This window comes from Streptomyces sp. a15 (assembly GCF_059026085.1).
Genome location: NZ_JBWLKM010000041.1, coordinates 10,867 through 36,372, shown reverse-complemented (window position 1 = coordinate 36,372; position 25,506 = coordinate 10,867). Strand labels below are relative to the sequence as shown.

Annotated in this window: 25 protein-coding genes and 4 pseudogenes; 18 read left to right on the top strand and 11 right to left on the bottom strand. The window is 68.8% G+C overall.

What is annotated here, in order from left to right; translation table 11 throughout:
- Window positions 1-14 precede the first annotated feature (14 nt).
- On the top strand, window positions 15-803 hold the full coding sequence (locus AC5P09_RS32010) for an FHA domain-containing protein (protein WP_493877223.1): 789 nt from the start codon (window positions 15-17) through the stop codon (window positions 801-803).
- A 22-nt stretch (window positions 804-825) separates the two neighbouring features.
- On the opposite strand, the gene AC5P09_RS32005 is transcribed toward AC5P09_RS32010, so the two are convergent.
- Window positions 826-2,760, bottom strand: coding sequence for a serine/threonine-protein kinase (locus tag AC5P09_RS32005; RefSeq protein ID WP_493877222.1), 1,935 nt, complete (start codon window positions 2,758-2,760; stop codon window positions 826-828).
- A gap of 224 nt (window positions 2,761-2,984) precedes the next feature.
- Between AC5P09_RS32005 and AC5P09_RS32000 the strand changes: the two genes are divergently transcribed.
- Entirely contained in the window at window positions 2,985-3,590 is a 606-nt protein-coding gene (locus AC5P09_RS32000) for a polysaccharide lyase family 7 protein (RefSeq protein ID WP_493877221.1), read from the top strand.
- A gap of 358 nt (window positions 3,591-3,948) precedes the next feature.
- Here the strand turns inward: AC5P09_RS32000 and AC5P09_RS31995 are convergent, their stop codons facing one another.
- Window positions 3,949-5,406 carry a DUF1996 domain-containing protein gene (locus AC5P09_RS31995; RefSeq protein WP_493877220.1) on the bottom strand — a complete coding sequence of 486 codons (1,458 nt, stop codon included), beginning with the start codon at window positions 5,404-5,406 and terminating at the stop codon, window positions 3,949-3,951.
- A gap of 247 nt (window positions 5,407-5,653) precedes the next feature.
- On the opposite strand from AC5P09_RS31995, the gene AC5P09_RS31990 reads away from it, so the two are divergent.
- Window positions 5,654-6,052, top strand: a complete 399-nt coding sequence (locus tag AC5P09_RS31990) for a maleylpyruvate isomerase N-terminal domain-containing protein (RefSeq protein WP_493877219.1) — start codon at window positions 5,654-5,656, stop codon at window positions 6,050-6,052.
- Between the two features lie 500 nt (window positions 6,053-6,552).
- Here the strand turns inward: AC5P09_RS31990 and AC5P09_RS31985 are convergent, their stop codons facing one another.
- Together AC5P09_RS31985 and AC5P09_RS31980 are read right to left on the bottom strand one after the other, a co-directional pair.
- A complete protein-coding gene (locus tag AC5P09_RS31985) occupies window positions 6,553-7,200 on the bottom strand; it encodes a hypothetical protein (protein WP_493877256.1) in 648 nt (215 codons plus the stop codon).
- A gap of 110 nt (window positions 7,201-7,310) precedes the next feature.
- Window positions 7,311-7,395 (bottom strand): annotated as a pseudogene (locus AC5P09_RS31980) (MarR family transcriptional regulator); the annotation flags it as partial.
- Window positions 7,396-7,661: 266 nt separating this feature from the next.
- On the opposite strand from AC5P09_RS31980, the gene AC5P09_RS31975 reads away from it, so the two are divergent.
- From AC5P09_RS31975 to AC5P09_RS31945, 7 genes and pseudogenes are all read left to right on the top strand, one after another.
- Window positions 7,662-8,012, top strand: a complete 351-nt coding sequence (locus tag AC5P09_RS31975) for a hypothetical protein (protein WP_493877218.1) — start codon at window positions 7,662-7,664, stop codon at window positions 8,010-8,012.
- Between the two features lie 438 nt (window positions 8,013-8,450).
- On the top strand, window positions 8,451-9,302 hold the full coding sequence (locus AC5P09_RS31970; protein WP_493877217.1) for an MBL fold metallo-hydrolase: 852 nt from the start codon (window positions 8,451-8,453) through the stop codon (window positions 9,300-9,302).
- A 174-nt stretch (window positions 9,303-9,476) separates the two neighbouring features.
- Window positions 9,477-10,220 carry an IS5 family transposase gene (locus tag AC5P09_RS31965; protein ID WP_493877216.1) on the top strand — a complete coding sequence of 248 codons (744 nt, stop codon included), beginning with the start codon at window positions 9,477-9,479 and terminating at the stop codon, window positions 10,218-10,220.
- Window positions 10,124-10,705 (top strand): annotated as a pseudogene (locus tag AC5P09_RS31960) (SDR family NAD(P)-dependent oxidoreductase); the annotation flags it as partial. The gene AC5P09_RS31965 and the pseudogene AC5P09_RS31960, both read left to right, overlap by 97 nt.
- A gap of 22 nt (window positions 10,706-10,727) precedes the next feature.
- A complete protein-coding gene (locus AC5P09_RS31955) occupies window positions 10,728-11,099 on the top strand; it encodes a nuclear transport factor 2 family protein (RefSeq protein WP_493877215.1) in 372 nt (123 codons plus the stop codon).
- A 32-nt stretch (window positions 11,100-11,131) separates the two neighbouring features.
- The gene (locus AC5P09_RS31950; RefSeq protein ID WP_493877214.1) at window positions 11,132-11,983 is read left to right on the top strand and encodes an arylamine N-acetyltransferase family protein; all 852 of its coding nucleotides are present in this window, start codon (window positions 11,132-11,134) and stop codon (window positions 11,981-11,983) included.
- Window positions 11,984-12,316: 333 nt separating this feature from the next.
- Window positions 12,317-12,562, top strand: coding sequence for a hypothetical protein (locus AC5P09_RS31945; protein WP_493877213.1), 246 nt, complete (start codon window positions 12,317-12,319; stop codon window positions 12,560-12,562).
- Between the two features lie 37 nt (window positions 12,563-12,599).
- Here AC5P09_RS31945 and AC5P09_RS31940 read toward each other — a convergent pair whose 3' ends face one another.
- Window positions 12,600-12,764, bottom strand: coding sequence for a hypothetical protein (locus AC5P09_RS31940; protein WP_493877212.1), 165 nt, complete (start codon window positions 12,762-12,764; stop codon window positions 12,600-12,602).
- A 44-nt stretch (window positions 12,765-12,808) separates the two neighbouring features.
- Between AC5P09_RS31940 and AC5P09_RS31935 the strand changes: the two are divergent.
- Window positions 12,809-12,985: pseudogene (locus AC5P09_RS31935) on the top strand (hypothetical protein); the annotation flags it as partial.
- A gap of 63 nt (window positions 12,986-13,048) precedes the next feature.
- On the opposite strand, the gene AC5P09_RS31930 reads toward AC5P09_RS31935, so the two are convergent.
- The 3 genes from AC5P09_RS31930 to AC5P09_RS31920 all read right to left on the bottom strand — a co-directional run bounded on the left by AC5P09_RS31930 (window position 13,049) and on the right by AC5P09_RS31920 (window position 15,225).
- Window positions 13,049-14,302 (bottom strand): MFS transporter, encoded by a 1,254-nt coding sequence (locus tag AC5P09_RS31930; protein ID WP_493877211.1) that lies wholly within the window; start codon window positions 14,300-14,302, stop codon window positions 13,049-13,051.
- A 247-nt stretch (window positions 14,303-14,549) separates the two neighbouring features.
- Window positions 14,550-14,951: an AMP-binding protein gene (locus tag AC5P09_RS31925; RefSeq protein ID WP_493877210.1), complete on the bottom strand. Its 402-nt coding sequence runs from the start codon at window positions 14,949-14,951 to the stop codon at window positions 14,550-14,552.
- Window positions 14,952-14,988: 37 nt separating this feature from the next.
- Window positions 14,989-15,225 (bottom strand): hypothetical protein, encoded by a 237-nt coding sequence (locus AC5P09_RS31920; RefSeq protein WP_493877209.1) that lies wholly within the window; start codon window positions 15,223-15,225, stop codon window positions 14,989-14,991.
- Window positions 15,226-15,229: 4 nt separating this feature from the next.
- On the opposite strand from AC5P09_RS31920, the gene AC5P09_RS31915 reads away from it, so the two are divergent.
- Complete coding sequence (locus AC5P09_RS31915) at window positions 15,230-15,667, top strand: hypothetical protein (RefSeq protein WP_493877208.1); 438 nt, start codon at window positions 15,230-15,232, stop codon at window positions 15,665-15,667.
- 45 nt (window positions 15,668-15,712) lie between these two features.
- Here AC5P09_RS31915 and AC5P09_RS31910 read toward each other — a convergent pair whose 3' ends face one another.
- Complete coding sequence (locus AC5P09_RS31910; protein WP_493877207.1) at window positions 15,713-16,447, bottom strand: dienelactone hydrolase family protein; 735 nt, start codon at window positions 16,445-16,447, stop codon at window positions 15,713-15,715.
- 529 nt (window positions 16,448-16,976) lie between these two features.
- On the opposite strand from AC5P09_RS31910, the gene AC5P09_RS31905 reads away from it, so the two are divergent.
- Window positions 16,977-17,339, top strand: a complete 363-nt coding sequence (locus tag AC5P09_RS31905; protein ID WP_493877206.1) for a hypothetical protein — start codon at window positions 16,977-16,979, stop codon at window positions 17,337-17,339.
- Between the two features lie 378 nt (window positions 17,340-17,717).
- Here AC5P09_RS31905 and AC5P09_RS31900 read toward each other — a convergent pair whose 3' ends face one another.
- On the bottom strand, window positions 17,718-18,191 hold the full coding sequence (locus tag AC5P09_RS31900) for a hypothetical protein (RefSeq protein WP_493877205.1): 474 nt from the start codon (window positions 18,189-18,191) through the stop codon (window positions 17,718-17,720).
- Window positions 18,192-18,529: 338 nt separating this feature from the next.
- Here AC5P09_RS31900 and AC5P09_RS31895 point away from each other — a divergent pair, with 338 nt between their 5' ends.
- On the top strand, window positions 18,530-19,345 hold the full coding sequence (locus tag AC5P09_RS31895) for a sulfite exporter TauE/SafE family protein (protein WP_493877204.1): 816 nt from the start codon (window positions 18,530-18,532) through the stop codon (window positions 19,343-19,345).
- Between the two features lie 247 nt (window positions 19,346-19,592).
- Here AC5P09_RS31895 and AC5P09_RS31890 read toward each other — a convergent pair whose 3' ends face one another.
- Window positions 19,593-20,498, bottom strand: a complete 906-nt coding sequence (locus tag AC5P09_RS31890; RefSeq protein WP_493877203.1) for an FG-GAP and VCBS repeat-containing protein — start codon at window positions 20,496-20,498, stop codon at window positions 19,593-19,595.
- 303 nt (window positions 20,499-20,801) lie between these two features.
- Between AC5P09_RS31890 and AC5P09_RS31885 the strand changes: the two are divergent.
- From AC5P09_RS31885 to kdpB, 4 genes and pseudogenes are all read left to right on the top strand, one after another.
- Window positions 20,802-21,308, top strand: a pseudogene (locus tag AC5P09_RS31885) (amino acid permease); the annotation flags it as partial.
- A 324-nt stretch (window positions 21,309-21,632) separates the two neighbouring features.
- Entirely contained in the window at window positions 21,633-21,710 is a 78-nt protein-coding gene (gene kdpF / locus AC5P09_RS31880) for a K(+)-transporting ATPase subunit F (RefSeq protein ID WP_493877254.1), read from the top strand.
- Window positions 21,711-21,718: 8 nt separating this feature from the next.
- A complete protein-coding gene (kdpA, locus tag AC5P09_RS31875; RefSeq protein ID WP_493877202.1) occupies window positions 21,719-23,383 on the top strand; it encodes a potassium-transporting ATPase subunit KdpA in 1,665 nt (554 codons plus the stop codon).
- Window positions 23,380-25,506, top strand: a complete 2,127-nt coding sequence (gene kdpB / locus AC5P09_RS31870; RefSeq protein WP_493877201.1) for a potassium-transporting ATPase subunit KdpB — start codon at window positions 23,380-23,382, stop codon at window positions 25,504-25,506. Before kdpA ends, kdpB begins: the two co-directional genes overlap by 4 nt.

Genomic DNA, 25,506 nt, shown 5'->3' with positions numbered 1-25,506 from the left:
CCGAGGAACCAGCGATGCCCTACTCCGCCAGCCTCGCGCGCGGTGTCACGCCCACCATCCCCGGGACCCTGCATGCCCGCACGGTCACCGGTGAGCTCACTGCCCCGCCCAGGCCGGGTCTGACCCTCCGCTTCGGGCGCGGTGAGGAGCCGGACGTGGACCTGGGAGTCGGTGTGGACGACCTGGGGGTGAGCCGACAGCACGGCGAGCTGTCGTACCGCCAGGGGCTGTGGTGGCTGCGCAACACCGGGCAGCAGCTCGTCCGGCTGCCGCGCGGCGGGATGATGCACCTCAGCACGGAGGCGATTCCCCTCGACACCGGTTACACCCCGCTGTTCGTGAAGGGCTCCGGCTACCGCGAGCACCTGGTCGAGCTGTACGTCTCGGGCCACGACGACCAGGGGCCGGTGTCGCGACGCACCGCCAAGACCGTGTCGCCGAAGATCTGGGCCCTCGACGACGACGAACGGCTGCTGCTGGTCGTCCTGGGCCAGCGGTATCTGCTGTACGAGGAGGAACCGCGCCCTCTGGCGTACGCCACCGCTGCCAAGCAGCTCGCCTACCTCCGCCCGGACGCGCGCTGGACCGAGCGCAGGATCGAGCACCGGGTCGAAGCCGTACGCCGCCGTCTGGACCGCGACGGCTTCAGGTACCCGCTGTTGCACGACAAGTCCGAGGGCCGCCCCGGCGACAACCGCCTGCTGCACAACCTGATCAAGGGACTGGTGGAGTCGACGACGCTCGTACCACCGGATCTGGACCGGATGGAGGACGACACCGCCTGGCCGGACTCCGCGCCGTGAGGAGGCGCGAACGCCTCCTGTGTCATCGCGCGCGGAGTTCGGTGGCGGCGGAGGCCGCCAGACTCCTGGCCATCGCGCAGAGCTCCTCCGCGGGCCGCCCACCGCCGACTTCGAGGCGCACCATCTCGGCGGCGGTCTCGGCGCCCTGACCGCTGTACCTGTGGTCCTCGACGAAGGCCGTGCAGGTGTCACCGTCGTCGTTCGGTTCGACGACGGTGCGGTATCCGCTGAGCGTGAGGGCCGTGCCGTCCTGAGCCGACTTGGGCTGGTCGCGGAAGAAGCCCACCTCCGCATCCAGTTCGTCGACGTCGCTCGACCACTCGCAGCTCCAGTTCGCGATGCCGACGTCCGGCACGTCGACCTTGAGGCCGGGAACGACGGACAGCGCCTTGGCGTCGAGGAGCTTGCAGGCGTTCGCCCAGGCGAGCGACCTGCGTGGGTAGGCCGGTGAACGGCGGGGGACCGGACCCCGGTCGAGGACCTCGGCCGCGCTCGTGGCGGCCTCGTTGGCGACCGTGCACAGCGTCGCCTTGCCGCCGACCACCGAGCCCTTGCCCATGTTGGCGCGGATCTCCACCAGGGTGTCCTCGGTGTCGCCGCCCGCGGTCAGCAGCAGTTTGCACTCGTCGCTCTCCGCCTCGTCCTCGCGGATGCCGATCCGCCCGACGGTGCGGGAGGGCTTGGACCCCTCGGGCGGCGAGCCCTTGAGGACCCGGATCGACACATCGATGCGGGTCTTGTCGTCGATGCCCACGAGCACGTCGCAGCGGTCGAAGTTCCCGTAGTCCACGTCCTTGCGGACATCGCCGTCGCCGAACGTGTCGAGAGCGGCGGGGTCGGCCAGGGCGCACACGTCGGCCGTGTGCGGATCGCCTACCAGGGCCTGCGTCTCCTCCTGCCGGCTCTGGCCGGGTGTGGGGGTGGCCGCCTTCCCGTCGTCGCTGTCGCCATGGCCGGGGATGACGACCAGCCCCAGAGCCAGTACGGCGCCGACGCCGAGGGCGGCCGCGACCAGTGGCCGGCGCCGGCGTCGGCGCACGGTGACGGTGTCGGGGGTGGTGGTGTCCTGATGGGCTTTCGGACCGGCTCCGGCGACGTCCTCCAGCAGCCGCTTGACCTCGGTGGCGTCGGGGCGTTGCCGGGGGTCGCGCCGGAGCATGGCGGCGAGCACGGGGTGCAGCGGTCCCACGGCGTCGGCGTCCATCTCGACGGCGCCCTGCTCGGCCTGCCAGTGCCTCAGCCGCTCGGCGCTCTCCCAGGAGTCCGGCTCCTCCGGGTGGCCGTCGTTCTCCACAGGCTCGCTGCCACGCGGCGGCACACCGGTGACCAGGGCGTGCAGGGTGGCGGCCAGGCAGAACACGTCCGAGGCCGGCTGGGGGACGTTACCCCGGGCCAGTTCCGGGGCGGCGTAGTCCGGGGTGTAGCTGTACGGGCCGTTGACCGTGATGGTCTCGCTGCCGCCGGCACGGTAGGCGGCGCCGAAGTCCAGTAACTTCGCGTCACCGCGCCGGGTGAGGCCGATGTTGGCGGGCTTGACGTCGCAGTGGACGATGCCTTCCTCGTGCAGAGCGGCCAGCGCGTCGGCGAGCTGGGCACCGATACGGGCCGCCCGCGCGGGAGAGACCGTCGGCTGCCGGTCCAGACCGCCACCGGGCACGTACTCCATGACGAACCAGTACGTGTCTGTTCCGTCCCCGTCCCCGCCCTGGGCCGACGGCACGGTCACGATGTCGAACAGGGTCACGACGTGGGGATGACCCCGGAACTTGGCCATGGCGCGCGGCTCGCCCAGCAGCCGCCGCACCGCGGTCTCGCCCCCGCCGTCCGTCCGTTCCGGTTTCAGCGCGACGTCCTGTCCCACCACCGTGTCGTGGGCCAGCCACACATCCCCGCCGCGCCCCGCGCCGATGACCTCCTTGAGGACATAGCGGTCGGCGAACTCCTCCCCGGAACGCACGGATCTTCCCCCTCGGTCGAGTCCCGAACGCAGACGGCCATGGTCCAAGGGCCGCGCGCATGTGTCGAACCGTACTGCGTACGGCGGACCGTACGCAGTGTCTACCCAGAGCCTTCATCAGTCGCACTCATGCGCAGCAGCCAGGGTCCCGGGACCCCTCCCGGCAAAGGCGCCTACGGTACGCATCGGCACCCACCGAACACCCCGACCGGGAGGGACCCTCCATGCCAAGCACTCGGACCGTCGTACTGGCCGGCATCACCGCGGCTGTCTCGGCCGCCGCGCTCATGTTGCCCGCCCACGCGGACACCTCCGCCGCGCACAAGCCGGCGGCCGCCGCATGCACGTACCCCTCCGAGGTCCTCGACCTGACGAACTGGAAACTGACCCTGCCCACCGGCGAGGACGAGGCCGAATGGTCCACCACGGACGGCACCCACACCCTCGTGGTCAGGGAGGCGTTCACGGCGTTGCCCGAGGAGCGGCCGTGGCTGGTCGGCGCGCAGGTCCACGGTGGGGACGACGACGTCACCGTCTTCCGCCTGGAAGGCAGCAGCCTCTACGTCACCGACGGCGACGACCGCCACCACCACCTCGTCACCGACGACTACGAGCTGGGCACCGAGTTCGAGGCGAGGCTCGTGGCCGAGGACGGGAAGATCAAGGCGTACTACAACGGTCGGCTGCAGACCACGATCTCCCACGACGGCGACACCAACTACTTCAAGACAGGCGCCTACACGCAGGCCAACTGCACCAACTCCGAGCCGTGCGCCGACGACAACTACGGCGAGGTCCGCATCTTCGACATCGAGGTCAGCCACTCCTGACCGGAGCGTGACGTCCGGGACACACGCCGGATGACGCAGGCTGGGGAGGGCACCTTCGCCGAGGTGTACCGGGTGCAGGCACCAATTCGGTCAGCAGACACTGGAGCTCTTCAACGGCGATGGGTGATGCAAGCTCTGGGAGCGACGCCATGTGCTTGGCACCAGGCCGGGCAGGCCATGTCCGCCCGGATGCGCGGCTGCAGTGTTCCGCCCCCACGGCCTGCTCACTGCCGCTACCGCGGACGGCGAGGACCCAGGTCCAGCACGTTCTCACCGCGGGCGGATGAAGATCACCAACAGTGTTCCGTTCAGGGCGGTGGGCGTCGTCAGCACGACGCCCACCGCTCGGTACTCGGACTCAGCTGCACTTACGTCCGGTGTTGATGCACTGGACCGCCTTGTTCATCAGCTTCGCGTCGAAGACGTTGATGAAGTCACCGTGGTCGGTGACCGGCTTGTGCTGCTGTTCGGGGAAGCTGTCCAACGAGAAGAACGGACGGGTCTTGCCGTTGTCCTTGACGCTGGGCGCGTCAACGTCGTACACGAGACGCTGCACCAACTGCGGAATGGCCTTGAAGCCGGCCGGGCAGTTGCCGCCTGCGTCAGCGAAGGCCACGTGCGTACGGTGGTTGGCGCTGTCGATGTTCCTGCCGTCCCAGCAGCTCTGGAACTTGAAGGTGCGCACCACGTCGCTGCCTGACGGGCAGAGGGGGTACTTGTCCTTCAACTGCACCTTGTTCTCGAAGCCGGTGCAGCTCCAGGAGGCGTTGGCGTTGGCCGTGCCGTTGACGAACGCCTTGGCGTCACCGGTGATGATGCGCAGGAACTTGGGCATCGCCACGACCTTGCCGCGGGGGCTGCCCACGAAGTCCAAGGTGGCCTTCTTGGCCGTCAGAATCCGGCCCGTGTTGCCTTCGGCGCCGCCGCCCTGCTTGTCGGCGTCGAACTCCTTGGTGCCGTCCTGCAGGCGCAGCACCGGCCAGTAGTAGGACGACTTGTCGCCCTTGTTCTGGCAGCTGGTTCCGGCCTTGGCGAAGTCCTGGTCGCTCGAGAAGGCGTCGTTGTCCTGGTTGCCGACGTAATCGTGCACGTGGTGTGCGCCGTTGGTGACACCGGGCGCGACGATGACGTTGTCGCTGTTGTAGAGCTTGTTGGCGTTCACCCCGCACTTGCTGACGAAGACACCCTTGGAAGCCTTCGCCGACTTGGCGGGCGTTCGCACATTGGACTTCACCTTGGTGATGTCCACGAAGTCGGCGGCGACGGGGCCGTTGCCGGTCCCTCCGGCATTGGTGTTGTTGCCACCCTGGTTGTTGTTGCCGCCCTGACCGGGGGTGGGCTGGTTGCCGGTGGCGCGCAGCGTGCAGGCCGCCAAAGCGTCAAGGCCCTGCGGCTTGGCTGCCACACGGCCGATGGCGGTGGCGATCCGGTCGATCGTCGCCTTCCGCTTGTCCTTCAGCGGACCCACGATCGCGTTCTGGGCGAAGTTGGGGTCCTGCTGAATCGCCTTCTGGGAGGTGGAAAGGCGCTGGTATGCCTCGGATATCTGCTTGTCCAGGAGTGCCAGTTCCTTGTCGACCTGGGCCTTCGCCTGGGCGGGCACTGATGTCAACTGCTGGCCGACGTCGGGGCAGTCAATGGTGGAGGTGCCGGCCGCGAGCACCTGGTTCTGGGCAGAGCCCTTGGACGCGCTCGTCTCGTCGGCCGAGGCGTAGATGTTGACCGCCACCAGGCCACCGGCCCCTATGGCCAGTGCGGCCGCCGCGCCTACCGCCCGGCGGGCAGTCTTCGATCTTTTTCGCGTGTTGCGTCTCATCAGGCCCTCTCAAGGACATCTCCGGAGTCGGCAGGACTTCCGGCATGGGTGCAGCGCATCCTCAGATACGAATGTGCGCGCCGAATGCTCAGCGAATTCTCAGGTTCGTAGGTTCCTCCAATCCGTAAACAGGGCATGAGCGCCCAATCCGGGCCACAGCTTCCAGGAATTGCTATGACCAGTGCACTGACGGACTGACTGACTGTCTTCGCCACGCCCACGGCCGGAAGTTCGGGTGGTCTCGGGGATGGCCGAGGGCGGGCAGCAGGTCGCCCAGTTCGATCTGGTCCAGTACCCGGGCGAGGGGCGCCGCTCCTGGACCGCAACCTCGCCGCGGGGCCTACCGCCTCGGCCAAGTCCGCGCCGCAGGGCGCCCCACGCTGCGCCTCCGGAGCGCGAAGCCCTGGCGGCCTGGTTGGCCGCATCGACGCGGCAGCCACTGGACGCACTGCGCGAGGCCGGCCCGGATCGCGGTTGCCGTACGTGGTGGGGTACGTCGCAGTCGCCGCAGACCTGCGGTGCCGTCGCCACCAGCTCCAGGAGATCGCGGTGCACACCACAGACCACGACGCCCAGATCGCCGTGGGTGGCCCGCAGCCGCTGCCGGACGAGGTGGCCCTCGACGGTGTCGACGAGTTCCTGTTGACCTGCTGCGCGACGACGAGCGCCTGGCTGCACAAGCCCGCTGCCGTCGACTTCCCCGCCACCGAGGGCCGCTCCTGGCGCCTCATGCTCTCCGCCGACGGCGCACGGGCCGCCCGCCTGCCCACACCCGGCACAATGCCCGCCAATGCTGCCGACGAGGACCCGGACGCGGCCGGTGCCTCCCTCCAGGGCATGGCCGGTCGACGGCGACCGACGTCTCTTCGACCTGCTTCAGGCCTGGGAGCCGGACGAGTGCAACGCCGGGTTCCGGGTCGAGGTCGACGCCCTGGTCGTGCTCACCGAGCCGTCACCAGGGTGCTGCCGGACCGCCTCCAGGTCACGTTGTTGCCTGCGCTGAAGTGCCCGCAACGACATGGCCCATGGTCGGTCAGATTCCGACCGAGAACATCGATGCTCCCGGCATGGCGGGTGTCCACGCTGCCGAAGACGTCCAGGCGGCCGGCCGGATCGGCACCGGTTTCGGGACCGGGCGGGTGCGCGTCAGCCGACCGGGTCGGTCGGCTCCGGCGAGGGGACGGGTGACGGCTGGGGGAGCGCGGGCGGCTGTGCCGCCGGTGCCGTGGCCGTCGGCGGCAGGACCGCGGACAGCGGAAGCGTCTGCGTCGGGATCGTCGGCGCCGGGACGCCCACAGGCGCCTGATACGACGGCGCCTGCTGCTCGGCCAGGACCAGGGCGCTGGACGGGACGGCGGTGCGCAGTTCGTGCAGGCCCAGGAGGGCGTTGTGCAGATGCTCGGCGCCTTCGTAGGCGTCGTAGGCCAGGACGAGCCTGGCGCGCGTCTCCAGATTCTGCCAGGCATAGCGTCTGCGAAGGTTCGTCATGTGGCGGGCGTCCGCCCGCAGGAAGGTCGACCCGGCCGAGAACCCGGCGGCCAGGAGAGCCAGGACGGCCGCGGTCACCCGCGCCCCGGCGGAGGCCAGACCCGCCGCGCCCGAGATGCCGGCGAGGACCGCCGCGGGGAACCCCAGGCTGAGATAGGCCGCGTGCCAGAGCTTGGCGCGGCGCTGCGCCCGCCGCGCACCGATCTGGGCCTCGGTGACGATCTTCTCGACTTCGGCGCGCAGCGCGAGCAGCCGTGCGTCGCCGGCGGCACCCTGCGCGGCTCCGGCGGATGTGCTGTCGGGCACGAATCCCCCTGTCTGGAAAGGGAGTTGGAAGTCACGTCGGAGTGTAGGGCCTGCGCCCGGAGGGCGACAGGGGACGCAATCCGCGTCATCAACCGCTGCAGAAGGCCCTGTGCCGGTCACCCGGTACCGCTCCCGCCGGGAACAGGGCTCGCGCTCGCGGGAGATCAGGTGGACCTGGGCGAGGTAACGCACCGCACTCAACTCCGGGGATGCGAATGAACCCGACCGCACAGGCGCCCCGCCCAGATACCCGGTCCGCGGAGCACAGGGTCTACGACGAACTGGCCTGGAGCTTCGTGGATCGTGGACTCCACGCCGGTGGAGTGCGGCCGTTCACGCGAGACCGTCGAGCGCTCCGACTGGCCGGATGGGCCGAGTACTGGCTGCGGAACGCCTGGCGCGGCGCGCACTGCGGCGGTGAGGGTGGTGTTTCGGGGCCGGGCACAGTAGAACTGGGCCCCATGTCTGACCAGCAGCCAGCCCCTCACCCGGCCCAGACGCCCGGTGCGCCCTGGGCGTACGCGCCACTGCAAGCCCGGGGGGTCAGCGCCGGCTACCGACGATGGGCCGGCATTCTCATCTGGCTCGCAGTCATCATCGCGGCCCTCATGGTGGTTGCGTTCGCGGTGAGCCTTGTCCTCCTTGCACAGGCGGACGCGGACGTGGGGAACGCTGCCGACGGTTACCTCGCCATCTTCCTCTGGTTCGGGATCGCCGCCGCGATCCCAGTCCTGCTCGCGGTCGCCATCCCCGGTGCGGTCATGACGCGGCGTGTGCGGCAGCAGCGGCAGGCGGGGATCACACCTTCGTAAGCCACCCGGCGTGCACGGCGGGTGGCGGTGGCGAGCGGGGGCGACCGCCGCGGCAAGCAGCAGGGGAGCGGGCCGTCTGCGGCCGCGGCGTCGGCGCCCATGTCTGCCCGCAGGGATGGCGCGGCGTAGGGGAACAACCACGCCCCTCCACCGAGGCGACCGGGGCTCTCTCCGGCCGGAGGTACTGGCGGTGTCAGCCGGTCGTGATGCCGTAGTACTAGCTAAGCCAGCTAGGGGTGTTTTGACAGTCCCGCACAGCACCCACGGGCGTTAACGGCCGCCCGCCCAAGCACGGCCCGGGACCGGCCGGCGCCGACCGCGCACCCCTCGTCGCTCACCGAAGCCGACCGTCACGAGTTCTGCGTTTGACGACAGCCCGGCACGGGGTTGCACTGGATTCATGGACGCTGCGGCGACTCCGTCCTAGGGAGAGCAGCGATGACAACCATGGAGAGTTTCAACCTTCTGCAGCCGTACAAGATCGCCGAGGAGACGTTCGTCATCCCGTGGGCCCTTGAGGCCCCGCCGGTCGGCCACTTCCCGATGAACTCGATGGTGATCCGCGGAACCGAACCGGTCCTCGTGGACACCGGGGCGCCCGCAGTGCGCTCCCAGTGGCTGGAGGCAGCCTGGTCCGTCGTGGATCCCCTGGACGTACGGTGGATCTTCCTCACCCACGATGACCGCGACCACGCCGGCAACCTCCTGGCGGTCCTCGCGGAATGCCCGAACGCGACCCTGTTGACGACATGGTTCTCCATCGGCCGCATGGCCGAGGAGTGGGAGACTCCCATCAACCGGTGCCGCTTCATGACCGACGGCGACACGATCGACGCGGGCGATCGCACCCTGGTCGCCAAGCGACCGCCCCTGTTCGACAACCCCACAACCCGCGCCCTCTTCGACCCGAAGGCCAACGTCCTGTGGGCCGTAGACACCTTCGCCACGAACGTGCCGACCCCTATGCCCGAAATGGCGGCGCTGTCGCCAGACGAATTCCGCGACGGCCAGTTCTTCGGCGGAAGCCTGGTCTCCCCCTGGGTCGCCCTGCTGGACGCCCAAAAGTTCGGGGCGGTCGTCACCGACTTCCAACACCTGAACGCCGAGGTCATCGCCGGCTGCCACTGCCCGGTCCTGCGCGGAGCCCAGATCCCCGAGGCCTACGACCTCCTCCGCCAGCTCCCCGGAATCCCACCGTGGGCAGAGTTCACCCAGTCCGACCTGGACCAGTGGATGGCGGTTGCCGAGAGCTCGGTTCCGCCGGAGCAGCCGCGGCCGTCGGGGACGTGAGCGGCGCTGCCGCGCGGCGTTGGGATCTGCTGCACTCCGGCGCCTACGACCAGAACCTGCCGTTCGGCTAGGCCGTGCTGAGAACCGGGGTCCGTGTCTCGCCTTGTGCCGTGATGATCTCGGTGTGGGGCGAGGGGATCTTTCAGATGACCCAGTGGGCGGTTGGGGCCGTTGGTGCCGGTCGCGGTGTTGGGCAGGCCGTCGGTATGTCGGCGGCGGTTGATCGACGGGATCCGCTGGTGTGTGACAACCGGTGCTCCGTGGCGGGATCTGCCTGCGGAGTACGGTCCGTGGCAGACGGTCTACGGGCTCTTCCGCCGATGGCGGCGCGACAGGACGTGGGCATTGGTGTTGACCGGGCTGCAGGCTCGGGCGGACGCGGCCGGGCTGATCACCTGGGAGGTCAACGTCGACTCCACGATCTGCCGGGCTCATCAGCACGCGGCCGGTGCCCGGCGTGACGGGCAGGCCCAGAAGGAGCCGCCGGGCGGCAGCCAGGCCGAACCCGATGAGCACGGCCTGGGCAGGTCCCGCGGAGGCTGGACCACGAAGGTTCAGCTGGTCTGCGAACAAGGGCAGAAGCCGTTATCGCTGCTGGTCACAGCCGGGCAGCGGGGATACAGCCCGCAGTTCACGGCCGTTCTGGAAGCCATCCGGGTTCCTCGCCTCGGGCTGGGCCGGCCCCGCATCCGGCCCCTGCGGGTCCGTGGCGACAAGGCGTACTCGGCACGCGCGAACCGCGCGTATCTGCGTCGCCGGGGAATCCGCTGCACGATTCCGGAACCGGCCGATCAGGCCGACCACCGCAGACGCCGGGGAGCGACGGCTACCGCAAGCTCGGTCACGCCGTCGTCGCCACCTCGCGGGCCATCGCGCCGGCGGACGACGCCGACGTCGTCACCGTCCAGGGCGACATAGCCGACCCCGCCACGGCCGAACGTGTCGGCCGCCGTCGAGCGGTTCGGTCGCATCGACACCGTGGTCAACAACGCGGGCGTCTTCGTCGCCAAGCCCTTCACCGACTACACGGCGGACGACTATGCCACCGTGACCGGCATCAACCTCTCGGGCTTCTTCCACCTCACCCAGCTGGCCGTGCCGCATCTGCTCGACCAGGGCGGCGGCCACATCGTCAGCATCACCACCAGCCTGGTCGACAACGCGGACTCCAACGTCCCGTCCGTCCCGGCCTCGCTGACCAAGGGCGGTCTGCAGTCCGCCACGAAGTCCCTCGCCATGCACACGGAGGAGACCAGACCCACGCGTTCCTCGCCGCCCTGCACCCGGTCGGGCGGATGGGCGAGGTGAGCGACATCGTCGACGCCGTGCTGTACCTGGAGACGGCCCTCTTCGTCACCGGCGAGATCCTGCACGTCGACGGCGGCATGAGCGCGGGTCACTGAAACGCCCGACGGGAGGAACACCATGAACGGCACCACCGACGACCAGACGGTCCTGCGCGGCGTCCTCGACCAGTGGAAGGCGGCCGTCGACGCCCACGCCCCGGAGCGGGTCGCCTCCCTCTTCACCGAGGACGCGATCTTCCAGGGGCTGCACCCCTACAGCGTCGGACGGAAGGGCAGCGCCGACTACTACGGCTCCCAACCCCTCGGCCTGACCGCCGACTACCGCATCCTCGAGACCAGACGGTACGCGGGCGACCTCGTACTCGGCTATCTGGACGTCGGCTTCTCCTTCACCGACCGCCCCACCCTGGGCGTCAAGCTCTCCGTCCTGGTGCAGCGGGTGGAGCACGGCTGGCTGATCGGCCACTATCAAGTCTCCCGTCTCGACTAGGCTGATCATCCGTTCGAACGGTGAGGGGGAGCATGATCGACGTCGACGGATATCTGGCCGTGCTGGGGGTGGCCCGGCCGGCGACCCCGACGGCCGAAGCGCTGTGGGCACTGCACCGGGCGCAGGTGGAACGGGTCGCCTACGAGACCCTCGACAACCAACTGGGACGGCCTACGGGCATCGGCGCCGCGGAATCCGTGGCCCGGATCCTGCGCGGGCGCGGCGGCTACTGCTTCCACCTCAACGGTGCCTTCGCCGCGCTGCTGACGGCCCTCGGCTACGACGTGACCCTGCACCGGGCCGGGGTGCAGGACGAGGTCGAGGACCCCGAGGGCCCGGGCGGCGACCATCTCGCGCTCACCGTGGGCCTCGACGGCGAACGGTGGCTGGTCGACACCGGGCTCGCCGGCGCAATGTACGAGCCACTGCCACTGCGCGAAGGCACCTACACCCAGGGGCCGTTCACCTACGCGATGGCCCCGTCGGTGGTGGTGCCCGGCGGCTGGCGGTTCACCCATGACCCCCGCGGCGCCTTCACGGCGATGGTCTTCGCGCCGGAGCCCGTGGAACTGTCCTCCTTCGCCGCGGAGCACCACCGGTTGTCCACTTCCCCCGAGTCCGGATTCGTCCGGGTCCTCCAAGCCCAGCTCCGTGACGCCAAGGGCGTGGACATGCTGCGCGGCTGTGTGCTGCGCCGGATCGACGCCGAAGGCGCGTACGAGCGGACCATCGACTCGGCCGACGACTGGTACGACGTACTCGCCGACGTGTTCCATCTGAACCTGACCGACGTCACCGCCCCCGCGCGGGCGGCGCTGTGGCACCGCGTCCACACCGCCCACCAGGAGTGGGAGGCCGCGGGACAGAGTGAACCCACGCTCTGACGGGACGGTCGGCTCACCGGTTCCTGCCGCTGTAACCGGGCTGTCTTCTACGATCCGGCGCATGCTGGATCCCCAGGAACGGGTCCACTCTGCTGCGCTGGGCCGCAGCCAACGTCCGGGATCCTGGGGCGCGAGTGCCCGCGAACCTGGAGGCGGAAGAACTCGCCCAGGCGCGTGACTTGGCACGCCGAGGCCTGCACGAGTCCGCCCTGGGCTCCTACCGGGCGGGGCAGGCCGTCGCCTGGGACAGGTGGATGAGGATCGTCTTCTCCCTCAGGACAGACCCCGACGAACTGCGAAAACTGTGGCATCCGCGTCAACGCGGCCGCGCAGATGCAGCGCGAACGCGACGAGCTGACCCATGGCACCCATGCCGAGCGCCGCGAGGCGGTGACACTCAACCTCGACGGCGCGCCGATCACCCGGCAGCGCGCCCAACTGCGCCTGGGCTACCGGCTCGACGGCCCCCACACCACCGCAGTGGTCTGGAACGCCGCCCCTGACTCGGACCCGGGTGAACTCGACCGCGTCACGGAGGAACTGGCACACGTGAGGCGGCGCATGCGCCCCTCGCCGTGATGGCCAGCGCCGCCACACGAGGGGTATGGACGCATGATCACCCCGACACCGACGAACTGCGCACCACGACCGCGGCCATGCCGTCTCGCTCCTCACTCAGGACCCCGAGCGTGCGCACCGTTTCGTCAAACGCACCCTCGGCGACCTGGAGGCCGCCGGCTCCGACGTCACCATCGCCGTACTCGCCTTCATCCGTGAACATGCAACGCAACCCGCGCAGCGGAACGCCTCTACGTCCACCGCAAAACGCTCCTGCGCCGCCTCGCCGAGGCGGAGGCCTGCTGCCCCGCCCCTTGGAACAGCACACTCCGAACGTGGGCGCCGTTCCGGAAGTCCTGCGCTGGCGCGGGCAGGCACCGCAAGGGAGTCGGCCTTCTCCGGTCGATGGATTCGTACGAACACGTCGGCATCATCGGGTCATGACGCGTGCATCGAGAAGGCCGTAATGGTCGCGACGGTGCCTGGCCCGCCTCGTGACCAGCAACCTCAAGGCGATACGTCTTCCGTGCCCTTGCCTGTCTGCTGCGCCTCGTCTGTGGAGTTGACGGCTGCAACCACGAGGGGGCGGTTTGCTGGCCTTTTCACGGCAGGAGCGATGAAGAAGCTCGCCGCCACGCAGGCCAGCACGACGAGCATGGCCGACCGCAGACCGTAGTGATCGCCGATGAACCCCAGTCCGGGCGGGCCGACCAGGAAGGCGATGTATCCGATGGTCGCCGCGAAGCCGACTCGTGCCGCCGATTCCGGCCCGGAGTCTCCCGCGGCCGAGAGCGTAAGGGGAAAGCCGAGTGAGGAACCGAGTCCCCAGAAGAGCACTGAGATGCCGGCCAGCAGAGGACTGTCAGAGAAGATCACCAGGCTCAGGCCCACGGCCGCGGATGCCGCGCTGGCACGAACGACAGCCGGGCGACTGAAACGCTCGAGGAGAAAGCCGCCGCTGAAGCGCCCGATGGCCATCGCCGAGGCGAAACCCACGTAGACGACGGACCCCATCGTCGCGTCGAGTCCGTGGCCGTCCACCATCAAAAGGGGCAGCCAGTCATTGGCCGCGCCTTCCGCCAGCGCCATCGCCAGGACGATCGCACCGATCAGCGCCAGCCGTCGGTCCTTCCAGACCTTCGGCCTGGTGCCGGCCTTCGCCTCATCGACGGCGTCATCCTGCCGCCTGCGTCCTGTCCCATCGGGCACGGCCCGAAGGGCATACGCGCACAGGGAAACGCACATCAGAGTGATCACGGCGAGGTGCCAGTGCACCGGAAGAGCGGCTGCGGTGGCTCCCATTCCCAGCGCGGCGCCCACGACAGTCCCGAGGCTGAAGAACCCGTGCAGCGTGGGCAGGACTGTGGTGCCCGTAAGTCGCTCGACGTCGGCTCCGTCGACGTTTATCGCGACCTCTCCCGCTCCCATGCCCGCGCCCATGACACAGAGTCCGCCCGCGACAGTGACGGACGAGGTGGTCAAGCTCCCGAAGCCGATGAGGAGCGTGCTCGCGACCACCATCGACGTTCCCAGGCCCATGACTGGTCGGGTGCCGAACCTCGACACGAGCGTCCCCGAGCAGAGGATTCCGATCATGGATCCAACCGAGAGACCGAAGAGGATGAGCCCTATCTCCCCGGTAGAGGCGTCCAGGCGGTCCCTGATGTCAGGGGTCCGAGTCACCCAGGACGAGATGGAGAGCCCCGGTATCAGGAAGAAGAGAAACAGCGACCGCCGGCGGCGGCGCGTGGCAAGGTCCATCAGGGAAACTCTCCAGGGAAGCGAAGCATGCGAAGTCCACCAGAGGGGCGAGGGACACCTCCAAGGCGCCGACGAGTCAACGGATCTCCCCTTTGAGGATCCTGCCCGTCGCCTTCATGGGAGCACGTCGACGAACTCGACGATGCGCGGGTACTTGTACGAGGCGAGTCGCTCCCTAACTCAGGCCGCGAGCTCGGCCGCCTCGCTGGTGGGATCACCGGCCCTCCTGAGGACGGTGGCCTCGATCTCACGCGGAGACGTTGAAACCACCCCGACTGATCATTTCGGGGTCATCCTTGACCTGCGACCAGTCGTCGTTGACCAACTTCATCTCCACGCCTGGGATGGGAACTCCGATAGAACCTACCCGTGGCTCCTGGCCGAGCAGCGCGAAGGACACCGGGGGAGGCGTCTCCGACAGGCCATAGCCCTCGAGGATCGTCACGCCGAAGCGCTCCTGGAGCACCCGGTGCGCCTCGCGTGGCAGCGCCGAACCGCCGCCGACGGCGATCCCGAGACGTTCGGCGAGGGCGGCGACGCCGACCGACTCGTCACCGCGTCTCGCGCGCAGCACCACCCGGCCCGCGTGGACGAAGACGATGGCCCGGAAGCCGTCCTTCTCCAGACTTCGCCTTGGCTCATGAGACAAGGGCGCTGTGAGGATCTCGGTTCCGAGTCCCGTTGCCTCAACACTCTGCGGCTTGCGACCACAGAGCTTTCCGGACCCTGGCCCGGGGGCCCCAAGGGGCGCTTGCGACGGTCGCCGGGGAGATGAGCCCCAGAGCGCCGTTGTCCTTGCCGTCCCGCATGTGGTCCAGCCAGCGTTCGTACCAGGAGAGGAAATCCTGGGCCGAGGAGACGTTCGGAGGCGAGAAGCCGTCCGCGTTACCGGTGAGCATGCGGCCGGTGAGGGGGCCAGTCACGCCGATGAGTTCCCCGGACGGCACCCGCCCGACCGGCCCGTCCTGGTACCAGACGCACACCGTCGCCTACGCCCGGCAACTCGGCTACGACGTTCACCCGATCGAGGCGTACCTGCACCGCGAGACCGGCGCCCACCTGGACCCGTGGCACGACCGACTGGAGACGGCGCAGGTCGACACGCTCGCCGACATCGGCGTCCCCCGGGACCTGGACGACCTGCACTTCCTCGCCGCGATGAAGCAGCACAAGCAGGTCGACCCGGCGATGGCCGCCGCGCTCGCCGCCAATGCACCGCAAGCTGCGGAAATGACGGCCATGGCGGGCCTGTACCCGCGCGCCGTGCTGTCCGACTGCGTCGTCTGCCCGATCCCCTCTACGCCACCAAGGCTCTGTGAGAGCGGGCTGCGCCCGCCCTCACCACGCGCTTCGAAACATCGCTAGGACTCCGAAGCCATGTACTTCAGGTTTGGTTTCCGAGCCGGAGCCTCACCTGTTGGCCAGGTTGCGGTCGAGGAGGGGCAGCAGGCGGTCCCAATGGCGCTGCAACGCGGCGGGGTTGAAAGCGTCGGTGTCGGACATGGTGAAGCCATGGACGGTGCCGGGGTAGATCTCGGAGGTGTAGCCGACCCCCGCGGCATCCAGGGCCTGGTTGAGCTCGCCGAGGGCCACGGGCGTCATGTCACCTTCGGCGTGGCCGAGATGGACCTGGGCCGTGAGCTTGGCGAGGCTGTCGGGCCCGTCGGCGCCCACGGGACCGTGGAATGCGGCGACGGCGGCCACCTGGCCGGGGTGCGCCGCGGCGGTGCGCATCGCCAGAAGGCCGCCTATGCAGTAGCCGGTCACCGCGAACGGTCCGGCGTCGACCTCGGGCTGGGTGGTGAGGAACCTGAGGTAGGCGTCGGCGTCGCTCAGGACACGTTCGGCGGTGTGCGCCTCGATCAAGGGCATCAGCTGGGCCATGACCTGGGGCCGGGCCTCTTCTCCGATGTGCTCGGGAAGTTCGATCACCGGTGCCGGGCCGTGCCGGTAGAAGAGGTTGGGGACGAGCACGTAGTACCCGTGCCCGGCCAGTTCGCGGGCCATCTCCCGCAGCACGGGCCGGATGCCGAAGCCGTCCGCGTACATCAGCACCCCTGGGTGCCGCTCGCCGCCGTCGGGGAAGGCGGCGAAAGCGTCGGCCTGGCCGTCCGCGGTGGGAATGTGCAGCGTCTTGGTGGGCATGCGTTCTCCTGTCGTGGTTGACGTGTCGAGCTGTGATCAACACGACAGGAGGCGGAGCCCCCGCAGCAGCGCCGGATCCTCGATCCAACAGCGGGCCGGCGTCGGCCCGTACGGCGCTCAGGAGAGCACCGGGTCACCAATCCGTGTGTGGCGCAAGGCCGTCCCGGTAGTCATCGCCGCACAACGTAGCCCACCGGACAGGATCGATGCCAGCCCTCCCCAGGCCACAGCGCTGTTCGCGAGAATGCTCTTGGTCGCACTTCGGATCCTGAACCCGGTCGACGCGCTGCCCGTGAAAACGACGCCGATCTTGTGTCTGCACGGCCCTCACCACACTACGAAGGTCATCTTCGAATTCTGAGCTGGGCAAATGCTCGCCAGGGATCGAAAGCAGGCACTCATGAAGCTCAGCGGACGGCCTCGCCGACGTTGCCCTGCACAGCGATCGAGTCGCATCTCCCCAGTGGCGGTCGAGTCGTCACTGGGCTCCGGGCGGCCAAGCCTTTCCAGCCATCGGACGGCTATCCGCATGACAGCCATAACCCAGAGCCCCTGGGCGCGTCCCCCAGCCGGCCGCCGACTGCACTTCGCCACCGTCCGGCTCCGGGATTTCATCGTGTACGCGGCCTGCCGCTATCCCGTCGAGCTCGGCCTCGCCGTGCCCGACGGACCTGGGCACGAAGCACAGTTGCGGGCCCGCAAGCCGGCCCGGCTCGCCGCGCACCCGGAGGCCGTGGCCCGGGGCCGGTGTTCCCGTCCGCGGGACGGTTCGGTGGAGTACAAGGTGCGCTACGTCGACACGGCACCTGTGCACGGGTGTGTCGTATCAGTGGTGTATGAGGTTCCGTTCCGCGCGGAGCCCCCCGTTTTCCAGGGCCCGTCGACCGACTGACAGGCCCCGGAACCCTCAAGCCGACCAGGAGCCGACCCCGGCCAGATCGGGTGGGGAAGATCGTGCCTCCCAGCCCCGGCAGTATCAAGGCCCACCTGCCCCGCACCAGCGTGTTGACGATGACGTCCAACTCTGCGGCTTGCTGGACCAGTCAGCCTCGTCCGCCGGCAGCAGGAGGAGTTGCTTGTGCCTCCGCCCCGGCGCACGCATGCGATGATGCCCGGCTGACGCTGGCTCCTCAGGGCAACATCTCGGTCCGCTCTACTTCGGTGCCAGGTGCTGCCAGCTACGGCCGACAAGCGGTGTCTGGCCCCGCAGCCACTGCCTGGACCAGAGCCCGAAGATCAATTACAAAGCCACGAAGCATGTATCGGCGCCTCACTGCTCATCTAGGGATGGCTGCCGGGCAAGGAACTCCTCGAACGCCGCTTTCTGCTTCGGATCCATGAAGCCTTGGCGGACATTGCGGGCCTGCTCCTGGAGCCAGTGCGCCTCGTCGGGGTCCAGGAGCTCGGCGACCACCACGCCCTTGCGAGCAACCGCCGTGCGCCCTCCCACGCGACGACGAAAGAGTGTGAACGCGCCGTATTCCGCTGGGTGGGCCAGCTCCGGCTCCTCCGCCACAGCGCGGTTCTCGTCCCCAGCGCCACTCTTCGGGTAGGCGGTGGGGGCCCAATGCTCCCAGAGCGCCAACGTGGCCGCGGGCACTAGCACCGCGCGTTCCGCCTCTTCACGCCCCTCCCACATGAACGTGACAGTGACGGGCTCGCCGACCGCCTCGGCCAACCCGAGCACCCTCTCCATCTCATCGTTGATCAGGTAACCCGCCACTACATCGATCTGAATGCCCATGGTGCCTGAGGCTACTGGCCGCTTCCGACATGCCAGCCAGGCCCACAGCTCCTGCGCCTCGTCGACCACGGCGCACCAGGGGACCGTCCGAACCCGGTGATCACCGACTGAGCGCCTGTCCGAGGAAATCCTGCGACGGAGAGCAACCGCTCCACACAATGATGGCCAGAGCGCGAGAACGGGCGGCACCTCGGCTGTCAACGCGGAGACGGCTCTGGCGCCGCTGCGGCGCTTACAGTAGAGGTCCGAAGGAATCCTGAATGGGCACCCGGTGCCTTTCCCTGAAGGTGGCATCGTGCCGTAGCAGGCAGGGACGGCCACCAGCGAGAATGCCCGTCATGACCACTGACCAGACCCTCGTTCCCCTCCGCTCGACGCGCTCACTGCCCGTGGTGTTCGGCGTGGGAGGAGCCATCGGAGTTTTGGGCGGGATGATCGGTCTGGGCGGTGCGGAGTTCCGCCTGCCGCTGCTGATCAGCTTGTTCGGCTTCGCCGCGCTTTCGGCGGTCATCCTGAACAAGGCGATGAGCCTGGTCGTGGTCCTGGTCGCGCTGCCTGCCCGGCTGTCCGCGGTCCCGGCCGTCGAAGTGGCCGCACGTTGGCCGGTCGCGGTCAATCTGCTGGCCGGCAGCCTTGTGGGGGCCTGGGCGGGAGCATCCTGGGCGGTGCGGATGCGCAGCAGCACCCTCTACAAAGTGCTGTCGGCTCTGATGGTGCTCATGGCCGCGGCCCTCCTGATCACGCACACCAGCACCCTGGACTCGCTCTCGCTGCCGCTGTGGGCGCAGGTGCCCTGCGGAATCGTGGCCGGCTTCGGCATCGGGGTGGTCGCAGCGATCATGGGCGTGGCCGGAGGCGAGCTGCTGATCCCGACGATCGTGCTGTTGTTCGGGGAGGACATCAAGACCGCGGGCAGTCTCTCCCTGCTGGTCTCCCTGCCGACCATGCTGGTGGCCTTCGCCCGCTACAGCCGCGACGGCAGCTTCGCCGTCCTCGGTGCCAACCTCCGCTTCACCGTGGTCATGGCCGCAGGCTCGATCGCCGGCGCGGTGCTGGGCGGGCTACTCCTCGGCGTGTTCCCAGACCTGGTGCTCATCCCCGTACTGGCCGTGATCCTGCTCGTTTCCGCAGCCAAACTCGCCCGTCACGACTGACGGCACCCAGGCAAACAGGGCACTTCCGTCCTAAGCGCTGCGCTGAAATTGCGCCGATGACATGTGAGTTCCGACGCATGCTGGTCCCCGGATTCTCGGAAACCCACATGCTTCGGCCGGCGGCATCACCGGCTGTGAGCCGCGCCTCACGGGTCCCTGGCCGGCGTTTCTCGCCGGGGCGTCCGTGACAGGCGGCGAGCGCGCCGCTGCATGGCCTCGCGGACGGTCCCAACCGCCGTGAGCGGGCTCACCGGGCGAAGCCGTAGTAGCCGCGGCCAGCGGTGAGTGCGACGCCGAGGCTGTCCTGGTCGAAGGTGATGATGCGCGAGGTCGTGATGCCACGGGCGGAGCCACGCAGCACCCAGACGATCGGGGCGTCGGTGCCGCCCGGCAGTTGGCTGCCGCTGATCGCCAGTTCTGCCGCGCCGTCCCGGTTGGTGTCCAGCAGGGCAGTGTCGCCGCCGAAGCCGGCCTGGATGTCGTCCGGTCCGGGGATGCCCGGTGAGAGCTGGCTGAAGAGCCGGGCGCCGTGCGTGGTCAGTCCTTTGGCGCTGCCCAGCAGCAGGATGACGGTGGGTCGGCCGTCGTCGTAGTCGTGTCCCACCGTGCCGGTGACGACGACGTCGGCGTAACCGTCGCCGTTGGTGTCACCGGCGGACCCGGAGCCGCCGAAGGTGCAGACGACGAACTGCGGTGAGCCCGGCAGGGCGGCCTTCTCGGTGATACGAACCGGCTTGAGCCTGGTGCTCTGCCCGTTGGGGCCGCCGTACGAGACCGCGACCTGGCTGCCGCCCTGTGGGGTCTGGGGCTCGGCGGCGCCGTCGCAGGGGAGGCCGATGATGATGTCCGCGTAGCCGTCCTTGTCGATGTCGGCGGTGACGGGCGCCAGGCCGTAGAGGTCTTTGCCCTGGGCGTCCTTCAGGCGTGGGCCCGCGGTGAGGTGGCCGTCGGGTGTGCCCGGATACAGGACGGTGGCGCGAGAGGTGAGCGCTTCGTCGGCGTAGACGTGCGACCAGGTGACGACGAGGTCGTCGCGGCCGTCCCCGGTGACGTCCCCGGCGGCGGAGGGGGTGGCGATGTAGTAGTCCTTGGAGGGCTTGCCGCCCGGGGTGAGGTCGAACGGGACGGTGCTGTCGCCGCGGGGCATGCTCATGGCGCGACGGTCACCGCGTACTGGTTTCCCCCGGAACCCGTACGTTCCCTGCGGCGCAATGCCGCACGGCAGGGGCCCGACCGGGTACCCGACGTCGGTATCCACGCCACTGTGAAGCGGTTGCGCCGTCCTTCACGGGCGGACGGTTCGACGCCGTAGACGAACGGCTTCACCTACCAAGCGGCCCTGTCATTGCGCGCGTAGTTCAGCGCCTAGCCTCCGTCGTCGCCGTACGACAGATCACCGCGCCTGAAGCGAACGTAGCCATCGCCGTTCGCCGCGTTGTACGTGAACACCCAGTAGGTGGTCGCCGTATTCGAGGCGGTGCACCGGGCGTGCACGCGAATCGGCGAGCGGCTCGGCCTGGGCCGCATCCCGGAGCCGCCGCACCGAGACCGATCCGTTGTGATCGTCCCGGTGTCCAACCTGTCTCTGCTGACCTGTGAAGCCCTGAATGCCGCCACCTCGCTCGGCGACGAGGTGTACGCGGTCACCGTCTGTCATCCGGACGCCGAGGACCGGGCGCAGACCGCCGGGCTGGAACGGGACTGGGCGTTGTGGAACCCCGGGCGGGCCGCTGGTCCGCCTCGCCTCCGAGCGACGTGCCCTCGGCCGCCCGATCGCCGCGTACGTACGAGGGATCGCCGGGCCCGGCACCCGCGTCACGGTCCTGATCCCCGAGGTCGAACCGGACCGGCTGTGGCAGCGGCTGCTGCAGAACCAGCGGGGCGCGGTCGTCGCGCATGCCGTACGACGGGACACGGACGCGGTGACGCGGTGATCTGCCGGCTGCGGTTCCGCATCTCCTGACCGCTGCGCCCGAACGGCCCGCACCTCACGGGTGTGGGCCATCTGCGTTCCCCGGGAGGAGCTGGTCAAGGCACCTGCGGGGAAGTCCGGCGTATGGGTTCCGTGAAGAGCGGACGGGCCGCCGTATGGGAGGCGTCAACGGCGGCCCAATCGGGTCGGTGAGGCGCTTTCCTCTAGTCGTCCGTTCGATCCGAACCTCATCTAGGAGCTCGCGATGGCCGACCTGGCCTTCGGCGTCACCACGATCGCGGTCTTCGCGCTGGTGGCTCTCGTCGCCAAGGGGGTGACGAAGCTGTGACCGCCGAGGCTGCATCCAATTTTGAGATGGGCGTCGGCCTGATCGTGGCCGTCGCCCTGCTGGGCTATCTCGTCCTCGCCCTTGTGTTCCCGGAGAGGTTCTGAGTCCTGATATGAGCCCCGTCCTCGCCGGTGTGCTCCAGCTGCTCGCGCTGATAGCGGCGCTGGCACTGGCATACCGCCCGCTCGGCGACTACATGGCCCGGGTCTACTCCTCCGACAAGCACCTGCGTGTCGAGAGGTGGATCTACAAGGGCATCGGCGCCAACCCGAACACCGAGATGCGCTGGCCCGCCTATCTGCGCGGTGTCCTCGCCTTCTCAGCGGTGAGTGTTCTCTTCCTGTACCTGCTGCAGCGCGTGCAGGGCAGCCTGCCCGGCTCGCTGGGCTTCTCCTCGATCGACCCCGACCAGGCGTTCAACACCGCCGCGTCCTTCGTGTCGAACACCAACTGGCAGTCGTACTACGGCGAACAGGCCATGGGCCACGTCGTGCAGACCGGCGGGCTGGCGGTGCAGAACTTCCTCTCTGCGGCCGTCGGCATCGCCGTCGCGGTGGCGCTCGTACGAGGCTTCGCTCGCTCGCGGACCGGGGAACTCGGCAACTTCTGGGCCGACATGGTGCGCGGTGTCGTACGCATCCTGCTGCCGATGTCGGTGATCGCCGCGATCGTGCTCGTTGCCTGCGGCGTGATCCAGAACTTCTCCGGGATCCACTCGGTCGGCCAGTTCATGGGCGGCTCGCAGGAGTGGAACGGCGGCGCGGTCGCCTCGCAGGAGGCCATCAAGGAGATCGGCACCAACGGCGGCGGTTACTTCAACGCCAACAGTGCCCACCCCTTCGAGAACCCCAACGCGTTCTCCAACCTCTTCGAGATCTTCCTGATACTGCTGATCCCGTTCGCGCTGACGCGGACCTTCGGCCGGATGGTCGGCTCGCTGCGGCAGGGTTATGCGATCCTCGCGACGATGGCGACCATCTGGGTCGGCTTCATCTGCCTGATGTGGTGGACCGAGTTCGCCCACCACGGCCCGGCGTTCGAGATCGCGGGCGGGGCGATGGAGGGCAAGGAGACCCGCTTCGGCATCGGCGCCTCGTCGATCTTCTCGATCTCCACGACGCTCACCTCCACCGGTGCGGTGGACTCCTTCCACTCGTCCAACACGGGTCTTGGCGGCGGGCTGAACCTGCTGGGCATGCAGCTCGGCGAGATCGCGCCCGGCGGTGTCGGCTCCGGCCTCTACGGCATGCTGATCATGGCGATAATCGCGGTGTTCATCGCCGGCCTGATGGTCGGCCGCACGCCCGAGTACCTGGGCAAGAAGATCGGCACGAGCCAGATCAAGCTGGCGGCCTGCTACATCCTCATCACCCCGGCGCTGGTGCTCGTCTTCACCGCCGCGGCGATGGCGCTGCCGACTCCGGTCAACTCGATGACCAACAGCGGTGCGCACGGTTTCTCCGAGATCCTGTACGCGTACACCTCGGGCGCCAACAACAACGGCTCGGCCTTCGCCGGTCTGAACGCGGACACGCAGTGGTTCAACACCACGATCGGTATCGCGATGCTGCTCGGGCGGTTCCTGCCGATGGTGTTCGTGCTGGCGCTGGCGGGCTCGCTCGCCGAGCAGAAGCCGGTGCCGGCCACCGCGGGCACGCTGCGCACCGAAAAGCCGCTGTTCACCGGGCTGTTGGTGGGTGCGATCCTGATCATCACCGGTCTGACCTACTTCCCTGCCCTTGCGCTGGGGCCGCTGGCCGAGGGGTTGGCGTCATGACCACCGACGTAACGAATCAAGAGGACTCGATGTCCACCTCGACGCTCGCTCCCCACCAGGACGCACCGACCGGCCACAAGACCGGCGAAGGCCGCGTCGGCGCGGGACTGTTCGATCCCAAGCAGCTGCTCAGGTCGCTGCCGGACGCCTTCCGCAAGCTCGATCCGCGGATGATGGTCAAGTCCCCTGTGATGTTCGTGGTGTTGGTCGGGTCGGTGCTGACTACGGTGTTCTCGTTCAAGGACCCGGGTGACTGGTTCGGTTGGACGATCAGCGCCTGGCTCTGGCTCACCGTGATCTTCGCGAACCTGGCGGAGGCGGTGGCCGAAGGGCGCGGCAAGGCGCAGGCCGACACCCTGCGCAAGGCCAAGACCGACACCGTCGCCCGGCGGCTCGTGGGGGACCGCGAGGAGCAGGTGCCCGGCACCGAGCTGCGCATCGGCGACCTGGTCGTCTGCGAGGCGGGTGACATCATCCCCGGCGACGGTGACGTCGTCGAGGGCGTGGCGTCCGTGGACGAGTCGGCGATCACCGGTGAGTCGGCCCCGGTCATCCGGGAGTCCGGTGGTGACCGTTCGGCCGTCACGGGCGGTACGAAGGTCCTCTCCGACCGCATCGTCATCAAGATCACGACGAAGCCCGGCGAGACCTTCATCGACCGCATGATCAACCTGGTCGAGGGCGCCGCCCGGCAAAAGACACCGAACGAGATCGCGCTGAACATCCTGCTCGCCTCGCTCACGATCATCTTCCTGCTTGCGGTGGCCACGCTGCCGCCGCTCGCGGACTACGCGGGCACGCACCTCACCATGGTCGTGCTGGTGGCGCTGCTGGTCTGCCTCATCCCGACCACGATCGGCGCGCTGCTGTCCGCGATCGGCATCGCGGGCATGGACCGGCTGGTGCAGCGCAACGTCCTGGCCATGTCGGGCCGGGCCGTCGAGGCCGCCGGCGACGTGTCGACGCTGCTGCTCGACAAGACCGGCACCATCACGCTCGGCAACCGGCAGGCCGCCGAGTTCGTACCCGTACGCGGAACGCCCGAGGCCGAGCTGGCGGATGCCGCGCAACTGTCGTCGCTGGCCGACGAGACGCCCGAGGGCCGCTCCATCGTCGTACTGGCGAAGGAGAAGTACGGGCTGCGTGAGCGTCACCAAGGCGAGCTGGCGCAGGCCGAGTGGATAGCCTTCACCGCGCAGACCCGTATGTCGGGCGTGGACGTCGACGAGCGCAAGATCCGCAAGGGTGCGGCCCGTTCGGTCATCGCATGGGTGAAGGAACAGGGCGGCACGGTTGCCGAAGACGCCGACGCGATCGCCGTCGCCATCTCCGAGGCGGGCGGCACCCCGCTGCTCGTGGCGCTCGAAGACACGGAAGGCGCCCGGGTGTTGGGCGTCATCCATCTCAAGGACGTCGTCAAGGAAGGCATGCGTGAGCGGTTCGACGAGCTCCGCCGCATGGGCATCAAGACCGTCATGGTCACGGGCGACAACCCTCTGACCGCCAAGGCGATCGCCGAGGAGGCGGGTGTCGACGACTTCCTCGCGGAGGCCACCCCCGAGGACAAGATGGCGCTCATCAAGCGCGAGCAGGCGGGCGGCAAGCTCGTCGCGATGACCGGCGACGGGACGAACGACGCACCGGCCCTCGCGCAGGCCGACGTCGGCGTGGCGATGAACACCGGTACGTCGGCCGCCAAGGAGGCCGGCAACATGGTCGACCTCGACTCCAACCCGACCAAACTCATCGAGATCGTCGAGATCGGCAAGCAACTCCTCATCACCCGGGGCGCGTTGACGACGTTCTCGATCGCCAACGACGTCGCCAAGTACTTCGCGATCATCCCGGCGCTGTTCGCCGCGGTCTACCCGGGCCTGAACAAGCTCAACATCATGAGCCTGTCCTCGCCCGACTCCGCGATCCTGTCCGCGGTCATCTTCAACGCGCTGATCATCATCGCGCTGGTCCCGCTCGCCCTGCGGGGGGTGCAGTACCGGCCGGTCAGCGCGGACAAGATGCTCCGCCGCAACCTCGGGATCTACGGCCTGGGCGGGCTGATCGCACCCTTCATCGGCATCAAGATCATCGACCTGCTCATCTCTCTCATCCCCGGGATCGGCTGA